This is a genomic window from Paenibacillus sp. 1011MAR3C5 (genome assembly GCF_003591485.1).
Taxonomy (GTDB): Bacteria; Bacillota; Bacilli; order Paenibacillales; family Paenibacillaceae; genus Pristimantibacillus.
Genome location: NZ_QZCF01000004.1, coordinates 1 through 20867 on the forward strand (window position 1 = coordinate 1; position 20867 = coordinate 20867).

At 47.1% G+C, this 20867-nt stretch carries 10 protein-coding genes; 5 read left to right on the forward strand and 5 right to left on the reverse strand.

The window, feature by feature from the left end; genetic code table 11:
* The coding region (locus tag D3P07_RS13820) for an InlB B-repeat-containing protein (protein ID WP_182914320.1) at nucleotides 1-1771 on the forward strand (1771 nt) is incomplete at its 5' end.
* A gap of 183 nt (nucleotides 1772-1954) precedes the next feature.
* Here the strand turns inward: D3P07_RS13820 and D3P07_RS27050 are convergent.
* On the reverse strand, nucleotides 1955-2092 hold the full coding sequence (locus D3P07_RS27050) for a hypothetical protein (protein ID WP_182914321.1): 138 nt from the start codon (nucleotides 2090-2092) through the stop codon (nucleotides 1955-1957).
* Between the two features lie 274 nt (nucleotides 2093-2366).
* Between D3P07_RS27050 and D3P07_RS27575 the strand changes: the two genes are divergently transcribed.
* Complete coding sequence (locus tag D3P07_RS27575) at nucleotides 2367-7715, forward strand: S-layer homology domain-containing protein (RefSeq protein ID WP_259391501.1); 5349 nt, start codon at nucleotides 2367-2369, stop codon at nucleotides 7713-7715.
* Between the two features lie 94 nt (nucleotides 7716-7809).
* Here the strand turns inward: D3P07_RS27575 and D3P07_RS13830 are convergent, their stop codons facing one another.
* On the reverse strand, nucleotides 7810-8298 hold the full coding sequence (locus tag D3P07_RS13830) for a YfbM family protein (RefSeq protein ID WP_119800834.1): 489 nt from the start codon (nucleotides 8296-8298) through the stop codon (nucleotides 7810-7812).
* A 368-nt stretch (nucleotides 8299-8666) separates the two neighbouring features.
* Here D3P07_RS13830 and D3P07_RS13835 point away from each other — a divergent pair, with 368 nt between their 5' ends.
* Nucleotides 8667-14645: an S-layer homology domain-containing protein gene (locus D3P07_RS13835; RefSeq protein WP_119800835.1), complete on the forward strand. Its 5979-nt coding sequence runs from the start codon at nucleotides 8667-8669 to the stop codon at nucleotides 14643-14645.
* 249 nt (nucleotides 14646-14894) lie between these two features.
* The gene (locus D3P07_RS13840; RefSeq protein ID WP_182914322.1) at nucleotides 14895-15863 is read left to right on the forward strand and encodes a sigma factor; all 969 of its coding nucleotides are present in this window, start codon (nucleotides 14895-14897) and stop codon (nucleotides 15861-15863) included.
* 178 nt (nucleotides 15864-16041) lie between these two features.
* On the opposite strand, the gene D3P07_RS13845 is transcribed toward D3P07_RS13840, so the two are convergent.
* Entirely contained in the window at nucleotides 16042-16713 is a 672-nt protein-coding gene (locus D3P07_RS13845; protein WP_119800837.1) for a CatB-related O-acetyltransferase, read from the reverse strand.
* A gap of 170 nt (nucleotides 16714-16883) precedes the next feature.
* On the opposite strand from D3P07_RS13845, the gene D3P07_RS13850 reads away from it, so the two are divergent.
* Nucleotides 16884-17459: a DUF4256 domain-containing protein gene (locus D3P07_RS13850; protein ID WP_119800838.1), complete on the forward strand. Its 576-nt coding sequence runs from the start codon at nucleotides 16884-16886 to the stop codon at nucleotides 17457-17459.
* 69 nt (nucleotides 17460-17528) lie between these two features.
* Here the strand turns inward: D3P07_RS13850 and D3P07_RS13855 are convergent, their stop codons facing one another.
* Nucleotides 17529-19544 (reverse strand): iron ABC transporter permease, encoded by a 2016-nt coding sequence (locus D3P07_RS13855; RefSeq protein WP_119800839.1) that lies wholly within the window; start codon nucleotides 19542-19544, stop codon nucleotides 17529-17531.
* Entirely contained in the window at nucleotides 19541-20530 is a 990-nt protein-coding gene (locus tag D3P07_RS13860; protein WP_119800840.1) for an ABC transporter substrate-binding protein, read from the reverse strand. Before D3P07_RS13860 ends, D3P07_RS13855 begins: the two co-directional genes overlap by 4 nt.
* Nucleotides 20531-20867 lie beyond the last annotated feature (337 nt).

Here is a 20867-nt window from a genome sequence, read left to right on the forward strand (position 1 = left end):
AGGCTGGTATACGAATTCCGGTTTAACAACGGTGTGGAATTTTGGTGCCGATTTGGTTAAAGGAGATATGACATTGTATGCGAAGTGGACGGCCAATACCTATACAGTAAGCTTCCTGTCGAACGGCGGCTCGGCGGTAGCTGCTCAAACGATAGCCTACGATGACAAGGTCGCATCGCCGGCAAACCCAAGCAAAGCAGGTCATACCTTCGCAGGCTGGTATACGAATTCCGGTTTAACGACGGCTTGGAACTTTGGTACCGGTTTGGTTAAAGAAAACTTGACACTGTATGCGAAATGGACAGCCAATACTTATAAGGTAAGTTTTCAGTCGAATGGCGGATCAGCGGTAGCTGCTCAAACGATAGCCTACGATGGCAAGATCGTATCGCCGACAAACCCAAGCAAAGCAGGTCATACCTTCGGGGGCTGGTATACGAATTCCGGTTTAACGACGGCTTGGAACTTTGGTACAGGTCTGGTTAAAGGAAATATGACGCTGTATGCAAAATGGACAGTCGAAACGTATACGGTAAGCTTCCAGTCGAACGGCGGCTCGGCGATAGCTGTTCAAACGATAGCCTACGACGGCAAGGTCGCATCGCCGACCAATCCAAGCAAAGCAGGTCATACCTTCGCGGGTTGGTATACGAATTCCGGTTTAACAACGGCCTGGAATTTTGGTACCGGTTTGGTTAAAGAAAACTTGACACTGTATGCGAAATGGACAGCCAATACTTATAAGGTAAGTTTTCAGTCGAATGGCGGCTCAGCGGTAGCTGCTCAAACGATAGCCTACGACGGCAAGATCGCATCGCCGACAAACCCAAGCAAAGCAGGTCATACCTTTGTTAACTGGTATAAAGATGAGAAATTAACAACACTTTGGGTGTTTGCCACGGATGTCGTTACAGAAGAGATCACTCTTTATGCTGGATGGGATAAAGAAATCTATACCGTTCGCTTCGAAACAACTGGAGGAACGGAAATCATTGATCAACGAATTGCATTTGAAGAAGGTGCAGTTATACCTGCAAATCCCAAAAAGTCAGGATATACTTTTGCAGGTTGGTTCAAAGATGAGGACTTCACATTGGGCTGGAATTTCAAAACAGATGTCGTTACAGCCGATATGACGCTGTATGCCAAATGGTCAAAAACTGTTTATGTTGAAACGCCAGAACCCATTATAGAACCAGAACCGGAACCGGAACCGGAACCCATACCGGAAGAAGAACCTGTACAAAATGTATGTCCTACAAGATTCACAGATATATCTGCTCATTGGGCGGAGAACGCGATAAGAGACATTGCTGGTCGTTGTATTATAATAGGATACCCGGACGGAGAGTTTAAACCGAATGCTCCGCTTATTAGAGCGCATGTTGCGGTAATGCTCACAAGAGCATTGGAATTATCGCCAAACCGCCCGTCAAACAGCTTTAATGATGTCTCAAACGATAGTCCGTACGATGAGGCTATCTCGAAGGCTTCACAAGCAGGCATTTTCGAAGGAACGAATGGATACTTTTATCCAGATCAGCAGCTTACGCGAGCACAAATGGCCAAGATTCTTGTCATTGCCTTCAATTTGCCAATAGGCGGAAAGAGTATTTTCCAAGATGTACCTCACACACATTGGGCTTCTCCATATATCGCTGCTTTGGAGTCTCACGGCTTAACGCTCGGTGAGGATGGGTATTACAAACCTGAAGAACCAGTTACTCGTGCGCAATTTGTAGCATTTATGTACCGTGCACTTCATTTGTAAACTATTTACTTGAAAGATAAAAGAGGTTATTCCGTGCTTGCTTCATAATAGGAATGAGAGAGAGGTTGTCCACTTTTCGGACAGCCTCTTTTTCTAGCAAATGCTTTTTATTCAGCCACCGCAAACGAGAATGGTGAACACCTTAAAAGGTGATGTGAAAGTGCCTGTTAATTGGCTATGGACCTACCTAATAGTATCGATGGCATCCAACTTCATGACCGTTCCATTCGCAGCTTGGATCGTGCCTTCCGTATTCCACTTGCCAATGAACGGTTGCAGACGTTCCATCGCTGACTGGGCTGTCAACCGTTTGTCGTCCATTTGCCTTACCCTTTCCATCAGAATAGTCCAATTCCTGAGAAAACAATGTAGAAGAGCCTCGAACCGCCAGGGGCTCTTCTTTTGTCAGATATCGACATTGAAGCAGGGCATTAGACGTATCCCATATAGGACTAAGGACACTTTTGTTTATTCTATGTTTATTCCCGTGTTGTACAATGATGCCGTTGCCTATCAATTGAGGATCGAATCCCAATGATAGAGGTAGAAGAGACGGCAGTTCGAGTTCACATTATGCTGCGAAGGAGACTAGAAGATGACTCGAAAGAGGATAAGAGTTTTAAAAGGATTTTTGGCGGGATTTCTCGTTTTGGCTATGCTTTTGCCTGATTTTGGCGGGCAAAGGGCAATGGCTGCGGTGGCGCCGATCTTGGCGGATCCCAGCGGCAATAAGTATCAGGACTTTTCAGGACAGTCATATCCCCCTAATGGTAATCTGCGGATAGGGAATGGAAATGTAATTGGAGATAGAGAAGACAGTGATCCGGAAGTTATCGGAGATGAGAGATATGTCTTTGATTATTGGGAGACCGATAATAATGGCGGCATGTCAAACAAAGATAACCGTCAGATATTATGGTTTACCGTAGGTACTACCTTGGGATTGTTTGATTTGAACTATTACTTCAAAAAGCAAGAATGGGACGGCAGCGACTGGGTGGATACCGGCGATGTTGATAGGAGGACGACCCATTTTTTGGTATCAGATTGGCCGACTTTGGCAAATGTAGTAAATGTCAAAGCCGAGGCCGAGCCTTCAACGACAATAAACAGCGGCTCATCTTTCACGTTAGTGGCTGAAGGGGACCGTCAACTCGCAGAAGGAATTTCACATCTTGATCAGAAATTTATTCCGGATAAATGGAAATCGTCTGAATATGGTAATCCGGAGGGTTCATTCGTCTTGGGTAGCGACAACAGGTACACTTCTGTGTACACACCTTCAATCAGCGGAACTTTCACTGTGACGGTTATGTTTAAGGAATTGGAGTACAATGGATATTTGAAAGAATGGCAACCACGCTCGAATGGTCGCAGTCCTTCTAAGTCACTGAGTGTGACTGTTCAGTCTTACAATGCAGACAAGTTCAAGAATAAGCTTACTCTGAGCTCGACGTCTATTAACGTAGGCGAGACGGTCACTCTGACAGCGGAAGGAGACGGGCCTCCGGGCAGTACGTACTATCAAGGGGACACACGCTATTTACCAAAGACATGGTCGTCAACTGAAGGTGGCGGAAAGACAGGCTCCTTCATACTTGGCGAAGATGGCAGCTACACCGCCCAGTATACTCCCGGAAATCCAGGGTACTTTGAAATAAATGTTAAATTTATGCTGCAAAGATGGTACGACGGTCGTTGGAACGATCAATTTGAAGATTCCTTGACGACGTTGCCCCTCCCGGCTGTGACAGTCACCCGGCCTCCGGCAAAACTCGCAAACCCTGACAATAACAGCTTGACAGCCAGTCCGAGCGAAGTTTCGTTAGGAGGGTCAGTGACGCTTACGGCCAAAGGCGACCGCCAAGAAGCAACCACCGGGAACACCCAAGATGAACGGTATGTGCCGATTAGCTGGACATCTGAGGAGAACGGGAAGTCAGGAGCATTCACTGAGGACAGCAACGGCAACTACACGTCTGCCTATACGCCTTCGGCTGCAGGCAGTTATCTTGTAACAGCAACTTTCCAAAAGTATATGCTTTTTGACGGCGTATGGTACGAAAACGGAAAGGATACAAAAACGACAACGGTGACGGCAACGGTCCCGACGGAACCGACGGAAGCCAGCGCCGGCAACAACAGTGTCAGCGCGAATCCGAGCAGCGTAACGGCGGGCACGGAGGTCACGCTGACGGCTGAAGGCGACCGCCAATCGGCTGACGGCGTATTGGCGGGTGACGAGCGTTATGTTCCGGTAAGCTGGAGCTCAACGGAGAGCGGCAAGGCGGGAGTGTTCGCCAAGGACGGCAATGCAATTTACACTTCCGATTATACGCCTGCGTCTGCGGGCACTTATACGGTCACGGCGACCTTCCAGATGCAAACGTGGGACGGGTCGGCGTGGAGCGATGTTAACGGAGCGACGGATACGAAGACGACCACTGTGACGGTTACGGCTGCACCAGAAGCGCCGGAAGCGAACGCCGGCAACAACAGTGTCAGCGCGAACCCAAGCAGTGTGACGTCGGGCGCAACGGTTACACTGACGGCTGTAGGCGATCGGCAATCGTCGGACGGCGCATTTGCCGGTTATGAACGCTATTTGCCAGTAAGCTGGAGCTCGACAGAGAGCGGCAAAATGGGTACGTTCACGAAGGACAATAATGGCAACTACACATCCGACTATATGACTTCGGCAGCTGGAAGCTATACAATCACGGCGCTATTCCAGAAGCAAAGCTGGGATGGTACGGACTGGGTAGCGGTTGCTGAAGCGACGGATACGAAGACGGCAACGGTGACGGTAACGGCCGCACCAGAACCGACGAAACCAACGGAAGCGACTGCTGACAACAACAGTGTCAGCGCAAGCCCAAGCAGCGTAACGACTGGCAAAGAGGTCACGCTGACAGCGGCAGGCGACCGTCAATCGGCGGACGGCACATTGGTTGGTGACCAGCGTTACGTACCGGTAAGCTGGAGCTCGACAGAGAGCGGCAAGACGGGAACGTTCACGAAGGACAATAACGGCGAGTACACCGCTGCTTATACGCCTTCGGCAACTGGAAGCTATACGGTCACGGCGACGTTCCAGAAGCAAACGTGGAATGGTACGGCGTGGGGCGATGTTAGCGAAGCGGCGGATACGAAGACGGCAACGGTGACGGTCACGGCTGCACCGGAACCGACGAAACCAACGGAAGCAACTGCTGACAACAACAGTGTTAGTGCAAGCCCGAGTAGTGTAACGTCGGGCGGAAAGGTCACGCTGACAGCTACGGGCGATCTGCAATCGGCGGACGGCACAATTGTCGGCGACGAGCGTTATGTACCGGTAAGCTGGAGCTCGACAGAGAGCGGCAAGACGGGTACGTTTACGAAGGACAATAACGGCAAGTACACGGCAGCTTATACGCCTTCGGCTGCAGGAAGCCATACGGTAACGGCGACGTTCCAGAAGCAAACGTGGAATGGTACAGTGTGGAGTGATGTAAGCGGGGAGTCAGATACGAAGACGACAACGGTGACGGTCACGGCCGCACCGGAACCGACAGAACCAACGGAAGCGAAAGCCGACAACAACAGTGTCAGTGCAAGCCCAAGCAGCGTAACAGCGGGCGGAAAGGTCACGCTGACGGCTGATGGCGACCGCCAAACGGCGGACGGCGCATTGGTTGGTGACGAGCGTTATGTACCGGTAAGCTGGAGCTCGACAGAGAGCGGCAAGATGGGGACGTTCACGAAGGACAATAACGGCAACTACACAGCTGCTTACAAGCCTTCGGCCACTGGAAGCCATACGGTAACCGCGATATTCCAGAAGGAAACGTGGAATGGTACGGCGTGGGTGGCGGTCGCTGGAGCGACGGATACGAAAGCGACAACAGTAACAGTAACAGCCGCACCAGAACCGACAGAACCGACGGAAGCGAAAGCCGACAACAATAGTGTCAGCGCAAGCCCTGGCAGCGTAACGTCGGGCACAGCGGTTACGATGACGGCTTCGGGCGATCGGCAATCGGCGGATGGCGCCTTTGTCGGTGACGAGCGTTACGTACCGGTAGGCTGGAGCTCGACAGAGAGCGGCAAGACGGGTACGTTCACGAAGGACAATAATGGAAACTACACGGCTGCATATAAGCCTTCGGCCGTTGGAAGCCATACGGTAACGGCGACATTCCAGAAGCAAACGTGGGACGGTACGGTGTGGAGCGATGTGAGCGGAGCGACGGATACAAAGACCACAACGGTGACGGTAACAGCCGTACCGGAACCGACGGAACCAACGGAAGCGAATGCTGGTAACAACAGTGTCAGCGCAAGCTCGGGCAGTGTAACGTCGGGCGGAAAGGTCACACTGACGGCTGCGGGCGATCGGCAATCGGTGGACGGAGCATTTGTCGGTGACGAGCGTTACGTGCCGGTAGGCTGGAGCTCGATAGAAAGCGGCAAGACGGGTACGTTCACGAAGGACAATACCGGCAACTACACGGCTGCTTACAGGCCCTCGGCCGCCGGAAACTATACGGTAACAGCGACGTTCCAAAAGCAAACATGGGACGGTACGGCGTGGATCGATGTTAGCGGAGCGACGGATACGAAGACGATAGTTGTAACCGTTAGGAATGGAGGCTCAACTCCGATGCCGCCACAGGATCCTTCTGAATCCACAGATTCAAGCGAATCTGAATCCAGCGTCATTGTTTTAGTTAATGGTAAAGCCGAAAACGCAGGCACTGCAATAACGACTACAATGAACGGTCAATCGGCGATGATCATCATCGTTGATCAAAAAAAGATTGAGGAAAAACTTGCGACTGAGGGTTTTGGTGCGGTCGTGACGGTTCCGGTGAAAACCAATTCCGATGTAGTTGTAGCAGAGCTTAATGGCCATTTGATTCAAGAAATGGAAGACCTGCAAGCTACTCTTGTTGTAAAAACTGATCGTGCAATATACACCGTGCCTTCCGTTCAAATCAACATGAATGAGTTATCGAAGCAATTCGGAACGAATGTTTCGCTGCAGGACATCAAGGTAGAGCTTCAATTTGGCTCAACACCGGCCGATATGGCGAAGGTCGTCGGGCAATCGGCAACGAACGGAAGCTTTACGCCTGTAATGCCAGCGATGGACTTTATCGTCAAGGGTACCTATGGCGACAAGACAGTAGAAATTTCAACCTTCAGCGTTTATGTTGAACGTGCTATTGCAATTCCGGACGGCCTCGATCCGAACAAGATTACGACTGGTGTCGTCGTCGATCCGGATGGCACTTCCCGCCATGTGCCGACCAAGATCACAATTATCGATGGCAGGTATTTCGCCGTCATCAATAGCTTGACCAACAGCACATACTCGGTCGTGTGGCACCCTCTCGAATTCAGCGATGTGGAGAAGCATTGGGCGAAAGATGCGGCCAACGATATGGGCTCCCGCATGGTAGTAAGTGGCACTGGCAATGGCAAGTTCAGTCCAAATCGCGACATTACTCGTGCTGAATTTGCGGCGATTATCGTCCGCGGATTGGGGTTGAAACCGAGCAAAGAAGCCGCTCCTTTCCAGGATGTCAAGGGGACGGATTGGTATAATAGCGCGATTAGTACGGCATTCGCATACGGGTTGATTGACGGTTTCGGGGACGGTACGTTCCGCCCGAACGACAAGATTACGCGGGAACAGGCAATGGTCATTGTCGTCAAGGCGATGAAGATTACCGGTCTAAACGCCAAACTTTCGGAGCAATCGGCTGAATCGCTGCTACATCCATTCGCAGACGCATCCGCTTTGTCCGATTGGGCGAAGAGCAGCGTCGCGGATAACATTCAAGCAGGCATTATTATGGGAAGAAGCGACACGCAGCTCGCACCGAAAGCTTATATCACTAGAGCTGAGGTTGCGACGGTTATCCAGCGGCTGCTTCGGAAATCCGATCTGATTTAATAGCAAGGCTCAAAAAGAGACCTGGAATCCATTGAGATTCCAGGTCTCCTGTGCATTCAAGTCTCATTTGCATTGTGTGCTCAGCATAGGCGAATTAGAAAATATAGAAGATGAGACCTTTGCCCTCCGCTGCAGCTTGGCTGAAGAAACGCCGTATTTCATTAAAATGCTGCAGGATGTAAGCAAAGAATGCGTCCGCATCCTCGTCTGAAACCACGCCCTGCTCAAGAGGGTATACTTCTTCCTTGAGCATGATGGGGAAATCATACCGCAAGCGGAGCTGCGCTTCATCCAGCTCAGACATAGCCTGCAGCGCTGCTGCAACTTGCTCGGCGCGCAAGGAAAACGCCCCGAACGAGCCGAATTCGATGCCTTTGTCCGATGTCAGCGGAACCACATAGCCAAGAGGGGGCTCACCATCGGCAATATTTCCACAAAGCAAGTAGTGAATCGCCTCCCAGGATCTATCAATGTCCAGACCGGGATAGTTGTCTATTTTCAAACTCTTCAATGCAAGGTCGCCTGCAGCGATTTGCTGCACCAGGTTGTCAGCCATAGCAAAGTAATACCCGCGCATTCCCATGTTGTCAGTCTTCCTCCCCTATTTAGTAGTGACTATACTGCATGATCTAAATGTAACATCCTGGAATTGTGTGTTCAAGGAACCTTAGACACAAGTGACAAATCTAACAAAAGTTGAGACAGGGATTATAACTTGATTTGATCCGTCCATTCCTTTTTTTAAAAATGTACAACTTTAGTTGGACTACAACCTCTAGTCATTCGAACTATACTATCTGATGGAGGAGTTAACGGGTATCGAGATAAGGAGGAGCATAGTTCGGAGAATGAGTTTGAAAACTGCTTTAAACAGGATAAAAATGTTATTATGAACTTAATTAACTATCTTAAATATTTTAATAGTAACCAGTGTGGAAGGAAGTGTAATGGGTGAAAAAGAAGCTTGTTGCCATCGTACTTTTAGTTGCTAGTATTGGACTCATCTTTACTTTTAATAATCAAGATGTTGTGTCTGCAAATATAGTCACGACACCTATTTATGCAACAGAGGACACAACAATCGTTTACGAAGGAATTGGTGCAGGAAAGTTTATGTATGAAGATGGCGGTTTGGGCTATCTTGATGTAGGTTATCAAGGAACCTTTGGAGCACCTCTTGAAGTTCAAACCCTGCTCAAATATGATTTGCCAGCGATCCCCGCTGGGTATGAGATTCAAAGTGCAAATCTCTACTTTCCTGTAACTGGAGGCAGTCTGAGTGCTGGAGTTCCCTTCACATTAAAAGCTTCAGCAAGTACAAGTCATGAATGGACTCAAGACCGTGTGACTTCTCTTACATTACCAGCGGCTATTCCTGGCTCTACACAATCTGTTCCTGTAGCAGTCAATGATCCGGTGAGCAAGCCAACTCTTGGTCCTATTGATTTTACGAGCTATATTACACAAGAAGTTCTTAAATCCACGCCAAGAGCTACATTTATCCTCTCAGGCTTTTCAGCTGAAGAAGCACAAGATGCTAATATTTCATTTCTAGATCATTATATTCAAACAGAGGAAAGTCATGTTATCACTAGCATTCGACCCTATTTAATTGTTACCTATGCGGAAAAAATTAGCATTGAAATAACAGGTGTTGTCAATGGTGGTCTATACCATACAAATGTGACGCCCCTATTTAACATGGGTACGGCAACACTGAATGGAAATCCCTTTACAAACGGTACACCTGTAACTGCTGAAGGCTCTTATACGCTTACTGTTACGCATGGAAGCCAATCAGAAACGGTACAATTTAGAATAGACAAGACCCCCCCGTCAGGGACAGTGGTTGTAAATCAAGGTCAACCGTATACGAATTCTGCTGGTGTATCGGTTTCCGTGACGCCAGATGCGGGAGTAAATGATATTACTCATATACGATATTCGGTTAATGGAAATCCATATACGACGATGCCTTATGTGCCAAGCTTTATGCTAGGCATAGGAACCGTTAACGGAGATAAGGTATTGGCCTTCAAGCTCGTTGATGGAGCAGGAAATGAATCTCAGGAATACCAAGTAACCGTTACACTCGATACGGTAGCGCCAACAGGTTCTGTTGTCATTAATAATGGCAACTCATATACAACGGATCGTGAAGTTACACTGAATCTAACTTTAGGCAGCGGTGTGACCGATGTGGTTGGCGTACAATATTCAGATAACAATAGTTCTTGGTCAAGTATCGAAGCTTTTAGTACAAGCAGAACCTATATGTTGCCAGCAGGAGATGGAAATAAAACGGTATATATACGTTTGATTGATCGAGCCGGTAATATAACGGTTATTCAAGATAGTATACTATTGGACACAACAGCGCCAACAGGGACAGTTGTTGTGAATGATGGCAGAGCTTATACGAATAATGCCAATGTATACGTTGATGTGACGCCAGCCACAGGAGTAACAGATATTGTGAGCATTCGCTATACAATCAATGGATCAGTGCCAACGACTATTGCTTATACGAATAACTTTACGATTGATGTAGGAAGCACGAATGGAGCAAAAGCCATTACGGTAGAGCTTATTGATGGAGTAGGACATATATCTCCCATATATAGCGCCATGGTGACGCTGGATACGGTAGCGCCAACAGGAACGGTTGCCATTAATAGTGGCGCAATGTATACAACGGAGCAAGTGGTCACGCTTGATTACACTCTAGGAGCAGGCGTTGAGGATGTCACGAGTGTACAGTTCTCGAATGACAATCTTACATGGTCATCTGAAGCGGCATACAGCGAAAGTATGAACTATACACTCTCAGCAGGCGACGGCAGCAAAACAGTCTATGTCCGATTCATCGACCGAGCGGGCAATACAGGCACAGCACAGGCTAGCATTACACTGGACACGGTAGCGCCAACAGGTACCCTAACCCTCACGTCGCCTGTCCTCACGAATGATACAAGCGTGACCCTTACGGTTAAAAGCAGCGATGCCAACTTTATGGAGCTGGGCGAGGCTGGTCAGCCTTACGGAGCGAAAATAGCTTACAGCAATAGCGCGCAGACATACACGCTTCAGGATACGCAGGATGATGGCGTAAAAACCTTGCAGGTTCGCTTGTCGGACTTGGCAGGGAACACAACCGTATTAAATGTAACGGTTACCCTGGATCGAGTTGCGCCAAAAGGCACCATAGTGGTGAACGACGGTAAGCCGTATACGAATGATGCGGATGTCACAGTTGAAGTGACGCCAGCAACGGGTGTAACGGATATTGTTAGTATGAGATACACTATCAATGGATCGACGCCAACAACGATCGCTTATACGAATAGCTTTATCGTAGACGTTGGAAGCACAAATGAAGAGAAAAAGATAACAGTTGAACTTATTGATGGTGCAGGCAATGTATCGCCTGTATACACTTCAACTATTACATTAGACACAGTGGCGCCGACGGGAACAGTCGCGATTAATGGAGGAGCTGCTTATACAACTGCTGCTGATGTGACACTTAACTTCACGTTAGGAACAGGTGTAAACGATGTAATGAGCGTCCAGTTCTCGAATGACAATGTGACATGGTCAAGTGAACAAGCGTACAGCCCAAGCATGAGCTACACATTGCCGGCAGGTGACGGCAGCAAAACCGTCTATGTCCGATTCATAGACCGTGCAGGCAATACAAGCGCAGCTCAAGACAGCATTACGTTGGATACAACAGCGCCAACAGGCACGCTAACCATCACATCACCTGTCCTCACGAATGATACAAGCGTGACCCTTACGGTTACAAGCAGCGATGCCAACTTTATGGAGCTGGGCGAGGCTGGTCAGCCTTACAAGGCTCGAGTAGCTTACAGCAATAGCGTGCAGACGTACACGTTGCAAGATACGGAGAAAGATGGCGTGAAAACCTTGCAGGTTCGCTTGTCAGACCTGGCAGGAAACACAACCGTATTAACGGCAACCGTTACCCTGGATCGAGTTGCTCCAACAGGCAACGTCGTGGTGAATGAGAGTAAACCGTATACGAATGATGCGAATGTTACCGTTGAAGTGACGCCAGCAACAGGAGTAGCGGATATTGTAAATATGAGATACACCATTAATGGATCGACGCCAACAACGATCGCTTATACGAATAGCTTCATCATAGACGTTGGAAACACAGATGGAGAGAAAAAAATTACGGTTGAGCTTATGGATGATGCAGGCAATGTATCGCCTGTATATTCGTCAACCATTACTTTAGACACGGTGGCGCCAACGGGAACAGTTGCAATAAATGGCGGAGCTGCTTATACAACAGCTGCAAAGGTAACACTTGGCTTTACACTAGGAGCAGGGGTGACGGATGTTGTCAGCGTACAATTTTCTAATGACAATGTGACATGGTCAGATGAACAAGCGTACAGTCCAAGCATAAACTACACACTGCCAACAGGCGATGGCAGCAAAACCGTCTATGTCCGATTCATTGACCGAGCGGGCAATACCGGCGCAGCTCAGGCAAGCATTATACTGGACACGGTAGCGCCAACAGGGCAGCTAGTCATTAACAATAACGATGATTTCTCAAATTCACTTAAGCTTGAGCTGACATTAACAACTCCTGATTCCAGTGAATTGGCTGGAATTCAGTTCTCATCGGATGGAGCAACATGGTCGGCGCTTGAAGCCTATACGAATTCAAAGCAATGGCTTGTAGAAGGCAATGGCAAAAAAACGGTTTATGTAAAGTTTATTGATGCCGCTGGAAATGAATATATGGCATCTAGCTCTATATATGTGGATACAGTAAAGCCGATTGTATCTATTGCGGTTGAAGATGGAGCAGCAATTACGTTCAGTAATATTGTAGATTTAACGATTGATGCATCTGACCCAGGACGAGAGCTGGACACGCCTAAGCTTGTCATGGAATTGTCTCATGACGGTATTAGCTGGCTGCCTGCGGAGAGCTATGCTCAACATAAAGAGTGGACGGTAAGCAGTGGATTTGGTACAAAGCAGGTCTATGTACGCATGATAGATGAAGCGGGCAATGTATCAGACATTGCAAGTGCCACTATGGTTTATCGCTCTATTCCTAAACTGAATAGTAATACGGTAAATGCGATAGAAGATACTCCGTATCCATTGGCACTGTCAGATTTCACATATACGAATGACGATAGCGTGAAGCCGGACGCCTATACGCTAGTTTCAATGCCGGAGCATGGCTTACTCATACTGGAGAATAAAGAGATTGAAGCTGGTGCAGTGCTTACAGCCGAACAGCTTGCCAAAGTTATCTATGTGCCTCAATTAAATTGGTTTGGAACGGAGCAGCTTGAGTGGAATGCCAGTGCAGATGGTGTTGCAGCAGCTTCGAATGCAGTTCTCACTATTCAGGTTGCAGCGGTAAATGATGCTCCAGAAGCTGAAGATTTGGAATTGATCAAAACGAATTTTAGCCCGGCAGAAGGAACAGTTGTTGCCAAGGATATAGAAGGAGATACATTAACCTATCATATTGTGGATGCTCCAGCAAAGGGGCAGGCAGTGATGGATGCTAACACAGGAACATTTACATTTACACTGGATCGAAATCAAAATGGTACGTATGCATTTACTTATCGGGTGTTTGACGGTACAGACTATTCGGATATCGCTACAATAACCATCAAGTACACAGTGAGCATCCCTTCTGCCGAAACGCCAGCACCAGCGCCAACGCAAGTTATGCTGAGGCTTGGTGAACATGGAACTGAAATGGCGGTTGCAGGCCAGGTCAATGAGCAGGGAAGCTCTATTGAGGTTCATTTAACAGAGGAGCAGCTTACGCAGTTAAACAAATCGCATGAAAATCAGACTGTTGAATTGAGCTTAACTGGGGCATATTCAGATGCCAAGCTCATAATCTCCGATAAAGCGCTAGATAAGCTTGCTGCAAACGGCAATAGTCTGCTATTTACAACACCAGGCTTACAATATAAATGGAGCAATCAGGATTTAAAACAAATGCTAGCGGCAAATCACAGCCGTTTTGTAATGAGCATAAAGCATGAATCTGGAGAAGTACTGGCTAACGCACAGGAGCAAGCGAAAAAAGGCACTTATCAATTAATCGGAGCTCCGATTACAATTGAGCTATCGGCGCATAGTGAAGGAGCTAATCCGTTGCAGCTGCAAGGGCTTGGTGCAATCGTGCTAAGTTCAACTGGTGCGGGAGAATTGCCAACTGCTTTGTTGAAGCTTCTGCCTAATGGCGTGCAAAGCCCGGTTTTAGCAACAATCGCAATAAAGGACCAAAGCTATCAGGTTCATGTAATCAACTACGGATCAGGCACTTATACGCTGATTCGCAAGAAGCCTGGATTTACAGACGTTTCTGGCTGGTCAGTTGCAGCCATAGATACATTGGCTTCCAAGCTTATTCTTAATGGTGTGAATGAAACATCCTTTGAACCTACGCGCGCTATCACAAGAGCTGAATTTGCTAGTATCATTAGCAAGGCTCTTGGGCTAGTAAACATCTCCGGCAGCGTGAATTATACCGATGTTGCTGCAGGGGCATGGTATTCAGATGCTATAGCAGCGGTGGCGAAGCTTGGCTTTATGAATGGTTACCCGGACGGTACTTATCGACCATCTCAGCAGATTACTAGAGAAGAAACGATGGTCATTGTAGCGAGAGTGCTAGACTATCTTGATTTTAAAAGTAGATTATCCGACTCTGAAGTTGACAGTATCCTGGGAGGATACAGCGATCAAGAGCAGCTTAGCAACTGGTCCAGAAAAGATATTGCCTTCACCGTACGAGAAGGGATTATTATGGGCAACAATGGAAAGCTGTCTGTAGAAGATCAAGTGACGAGAGAGCAGGTTGCTGCAATTATCGTTCGTTTGCTAGAGTATGCAGAAATTCTCTAGCCTTATGAAGGAATGGTTCGAAAATGAGATGTGACAGGCTTGAATCAACTAGTTGTATGGATGTGCCATAGTAGCAATACTATAAAGAGAGTTCAGGGGAATGTACCTGAACTCTTTTGTATTTAACTGTAATATAAGAGAAGGGTGTGAAATGAACAAAAATTTTGCCATGCGGTCACATGGGGCCAACTTGGATAGTTATACAGGGTAAGCGGCAAGAAAATGAAAAGAGAAAGGAGGTTCACAATCATGGATTTGAAGAAACACATTGATCAGGTTCTGCACGGCGATGTTCATGCATTTGAGATGATTGTTCGTCATTTTGAGAAAAAGATATTTTCATTTTGTTACTTCATGCTTGGCAATCGGCAGGAAGCCGAGGACGCGGCGCAAGAGGTCTTTTTTAGGGTACCCGATATGAACAGCGATTTGAATATTGATCGATTAATTCACAACATGAAAGAGACCAAGATACTCGATGCCGAGATAGCCGGTAAAGTGATGCAAAAGGTACATTCCTTCCATGGCAATCAGCGTGTTCAAAAACAGCAGCGGTTCAGGATCAGCCCCATCTGGACTGCGGTGTGTGTTGTATTATTGATTTCTACTGCATCGGTAAGCGCTGCTGCTCTCCTCAAAACCAATTGGAATGGAATACAAATTAATATAAGTGATTATGGCGAGAGTGCGTCCCAGCCTGCGGAGAAGAGTGATATCTCCTATAAGGAGAAGCTTGAGGCGTTTTTGTTTAAAATGTCAGATGTTTGGGAGACGTTATCCGTAGATGAAGCAGCGAAGCAATTTTCATACCCTCTATTGAGACCGCAAGATAGCAAATTTACACTTGTGAAATCGTTTGGTGCCGTACTGAAGGATCCCAATTATCGCGTGAAGACAGTAGATGAATGGGTTGTGGGCGGATTTTACGATTTCTTTCAGTGGAAACAATCAGATATTGTGGTAAGACAATATCTAAATGGGCATATGACGGATTCTTTGCGAGATCCCAGCAAGACGCTGGAAATAAACTATGGAGCTTCATGGGAATATGTTGAGATTACAGATGATATACTGGCTATGTTTGAGGGCGAATATGGAGAGAATTTCTTATTAGTAAGCTATAGAACGGCTGATCTTAACGTCATTACTTTAGAAATAAGCGGAGATCTGAAAAAGGCCGATATGGTCGCACTTGCAAAGACATACGTAGAGAAATAATGGTGATAAGAGGGCATTTCAAAGTGCCCTCTTATATTCGTCTGGCCAGATCCGCGAGCAATAAAAGGATGGCGCTAAGCACTGCTGTGGGGGATGACCACCTTATACGAATGATTGACCGATAAGCTTACAACAAAACGATCCGACTAACTAGCGTTCCTGTGAGTTGAATCTATATTCATCGATATTTACTATAAGGTTTTAGTTCCCTTTGATAAAAGTCATACAATTGATGAATAGAAGAACTTGATAAAATAGGAGTGGCTCGTTCAATATCTTTCCGTTCCCAATCGTACCAACGCATTTCCTTTAACATGTCGATTTCTTGGTCTGTGAAGCGTTTCTTTATCTCTTTGGCAGGATTGCCGCCTACTATTGTATAGGGTGGGACATCTTTTACAACAACCGATCCCGCCGCCACAATGGCGCCTTCGCCTATTCTCACACCGGGCATAATCATGGCGTTCATGCCAATCCAGGCATCACTTTCAATGATGGTATCACCTTTCGGTTCGTACGAGCCTGCAATCTGTTCCGCAAACGGATAAACCGTAATCCAATCCGAACGATGATTGTGATTGCCACCCATTAGAATAATAACGCCACTTGCAATGCATACGTAATTTCCTATAATTAATTTATCTAAAACCCAACCAAAGTCTTCTGCGGGATTAAATAACTTTCTTGATTTTTCGTCTCCCCAAAGGTATCTCACGCATCCATCTTCAAAATCATGCTGATCATAATAACCAGAGTAGTAGGAGTATTCCCCTACTTCAATCATTGGATTGGTGACCATATCCTTCAGGTATTTGATTTCCGACCAGTGGTTAAACCGATGCTCTGTCATAGTTATTCCTCGCTTCCAAGTAAATGTAATTCTTTTACTTAGAAGCTAACTGCAATGGCGACATTCTTTAACCGTTTCAAACGACGAATCATCGTCCTCATCCTTTTCTTGTTGATGGGGACATTGTAACAACGAATCTTTTGCAGGTCAATTCGAAGGGAGTCATTACCATGGCCAATAAAAATGAAATTGCACCAGAATTGTCAGCCGAACAGCGCGAAGCATTGTTCAAAGCAATGAAAGCCCGATTCGAGAAAAACATGAACCGGCATGAGAGTCTAGTATGGGCGAATGTACAAGCTAAGCTTGAGGCAAACGCCGGGAAGCTGTGGTCACTACATGAGATGGAGAGAACGGGCGGGGAGCCGGATGTCGTTTATCAAGATGCGAAGACGGGCGAATATGTCTTCTATGATTGTTCGGCAGAAAGCCCAAAAGGCCGCAGAAGCCTGTGCTATGACCATGCCGCGCTGGAGTCGAGGAAAGAACATAAGCCGGTAAACAGTGCTGTGGAGATGGCTTCTGAAATGGGCATCGAGCTGTTAACGGAGGAACAATATCGAAAGCTGCAGGAGCTTGGGAATTATGATGCAAAATCCTCGAGCTGGGTCATCACGCCTGCCCCTATAAGAAAGCTTGGCGGGGCAATCTTTTGCGACCGTCGCTACGATACTGTCTTTGTGTACCACAATGGGGCAGAGTCTTATTATGCTGCAAGGGGTTTTCGTGGTTGGCTGAGGGTTTGAATTTTGGTGAGGAGTCAGTGCATTTATAATAACAGCTAGCAAAGGGATGAACCTTCACTAGCTGAGGGCCTATAGCTTCTTGGTATGTGACCGAAACATTAAGTATAGAAAATAAGGTGCACCAATCAATGTAATGAATAGACCGGATGGAATTTCGACCGGGGCAAGTATTGTTCGACCGATGGCGTCGGCTAATACAAGAAGGAGAGCCCCCAGTAAACTCGATAATATAATGGATTGCCGAGTGTTATGTCCGATTAGGCTTCGAACCATATGAGGGACGATTAAACCGAGAAATCCAACCGTCCCTACAACGGCGACAGCACCGGCAGAAAGAAGCACCCCTACAGTCATGGCAGCGAGTCGTGTTTTACGCACCGATAAACCGAAACCTGTAGCGCTATCATCAGAGAATGCGAGAACATCAAACCTGCGACCAAGCCACCATGCAACGGGAAGAAGAAGGACAAGGAATATACAGATTATAATGAATTGATCCCACGTGCGGCTGTAAGTAGAGCCAGTCAACCATATGTAGCTACTACTTCCCCATAATGGCCCAAGAACGATTAAGGCTTGAATACCCGCGGAGCCGATCGCAGAAACCGCGATACCCAGAAGAATAAGGACGGAAGGATTGAGCGACTTTCGCCATGCGAATAGGAATATGACGGCTGCAGCCATGATGGCTCCACCCATAGCAGCGATCGGAAGAAATACGATCGATACTTGCGGCCAGGCAATAAGTACAAGCATTGCTCCGAAACCTGCCCCCGAGGTCACCCCCAGGATAGAAGAATCGGCTAATGGATTACGAACAGAAGCTTGAATAAGAACTCCGCTTACGCTCAGGGCTATTCCAGCGCCTGCGGCGACAAGGGTACGAGGCAATCGTAATTGCAAGAGGAAGGAATAAGCCTCTGCTTTGTCAGATCCAATCAAGCTCATGAATAACTGACTTAGCGGAATACGTGTGCCGCCCATTGTCATGCTGATCAGGATGAATGAGACAACGAAGAAAAGCATGCTGAACGCGATAAGCGGGAATTGAAGCTGCATACGGCTTCTGCCAATAGACATGGATGAGCTCGAAAGGGAACCTGAGATGCCTTTCATTCTCCTAAGTATGAGCCAGATTAAACATGGTGCCCCGATGATCGCCATCATCGCACCTACAGGCAGCTCACCTATGCTGCTGCGAATCATACGCGTAAGAACATCAGCCATGGTGAGTAATATGGCTCCCCATAAAGCAGTGGCGGGAATAAACCAAATATGCTTACGCAAACCGCTTAGACGAACCAAGTGCGGAGCGACGAGACCAACAAATCCGATAGGTCCGACCACACTGACTACGACTGAAGCAACAAGCACCGCAAGCGCCAATCCGGCGAAGCGAGTGAGATCAACCTTCTGGCCTAAGGAAGTTGCCGTAGAGTGATCCAAGTTCAATACATCGAATTGCTTGCTCATCACAAAAGCAATGATAATAACAGCACTGACTCCAGGCCAGGCATAGGCAACACCTTTCCAGTCGATCTGGGAGAGTGAGCCTGAGCCCCACAAAAATAGTGACTGTGTTTCTGTAGCATGGAATATATGTAGAGCGCTTGTAAATGAACCGATCACCATAGCTACGATCATACCGGAAAGTGCTAGTCGGATTGGACTTGTAGATCGACCGCCTCCAAGGGCATAAGCACACATCGCAGCTAGGCCTCCGCCAGCGGCAGCAAAGAGAAAGGGCGCCTGGTGTAACAGGGAAGGAAAATAGATCGTTCCTAATACAACCATAAAATAAGCGCCTGCATTAATACCAAGTGTATCTGTGGAAGCTAGCGGGTTTTTCGTAACGGTCTGCAGCAAGCCCCCAGCGACTGCAAGCCCTGCGCCTGAGAACAATCCCAGTATCGCACGCGGCATGCGCATATCCCATATCACATTATGTGAGAGTATATCCTGACGATGGAACAGGGCTTCTAGAACGACCTTGAAAGAGATCTGTGCTTCTCCGAAGCAAAGACTCGCTATTAACAGTATGAAGAGGGTGGCTGCGCCACCCCCGAATAAACGAACCGCTCTCATTTGGTTATAGCTTCTACAACACGGTCAACTAATACTTTGGAGGAGAGGGGGCCGCCGAAGGTCCATGTGTCTCCGCCGATGCCATAAGTCCGGTTTTCTTTTACGAAATTCAATCCGTTCCAAACCGTATTATCCTTCACCGAGTCGCCGAATACATTATCGTTTTCCTGAACAATGTAGATGAAATTGGAATCGCTCACTGCTGGCAGGGCCTCAAAGGTGGTATCTGTAAAACCATACTTCTCAAATTTCTCCGATTTCCAGTCGCTGGTTAAACCGATACGATCGAGCGTTTGAACGACTGTCGAGGTATCCGTAAACATTCTCAACGTTATCGAATTTTGGCTACTGAATGCTTGGGAAATGACATAATTGAATTTGTCCTTGCCGGCTGCTGCAAGTTTTTTCTTAGCCGCTGCATAATGCTCGTCAAGATCTGCAAGCACTTGATCTGCTTCTTCCGATTTGCCTACTGCTGCAGCAATGGTTTTGAAATCGTTGACCATTCCTGTATAGGCATCTCCTTCGTTCGGGTAGGGATCAAATTCAATCGTGGGCGCAATAGCATTAAGCTGCTTGTAGATCGCATCGTTATTGTCTGTATTCGAGATAATCAGATCAGGCTTCAGTGACGCGATCGTCTCCAGATTGGGCTCCCAACGCAAGCCGACATCGGTCACGCTATCTGCGAGTGCCGCTTCATCTGTTACCCAAATCGAATATTCCGCATTATCCGCATTTCCTACAGGCTGAATCCCTAGTGCAATTAATTCCTCTGAATAAATCCACTCTAAGGCGACGACTCGTACTGCAGGCTTATCAAGCTTTGTCTCGCCTTTTCCATGTTTAATCGTGATAGGACCAGCATTGCTGGTATGATCCGGGACAACGGCATTGTTGGTGTTATCCGAATTTTTCGAACCACAAGCTGCCGTGATAAGCAGGATAGATATTAATACAATACTAACCTGTAAGAGCCTTTTCATTTTGTTTCCCCCAATAATTTAGTGATGTAACTAATAATGATAATCAATACCAATTGGAATGAAACTAGAGTAGCACTATTTAATAATTTCTGTCAATAACTGTCCAATGAAGTAGATAAGCGAATAGCTTGAACGAGTTGGAGCGCAGGACAGCAGCCTGGTCTCCAAAAAACAGTTGCACTAGGAAGCGGCGTCTTATTCTTGGGATAATCGACAACAGTTTTATGATTTTGCTTGAAATAATGATAATTCAATGTAAAATCATGTATAGATGGTTCGATTTACCTCCAACTATCGACCTATATCACATCTACATAATGGCTTCGCACATTGATAA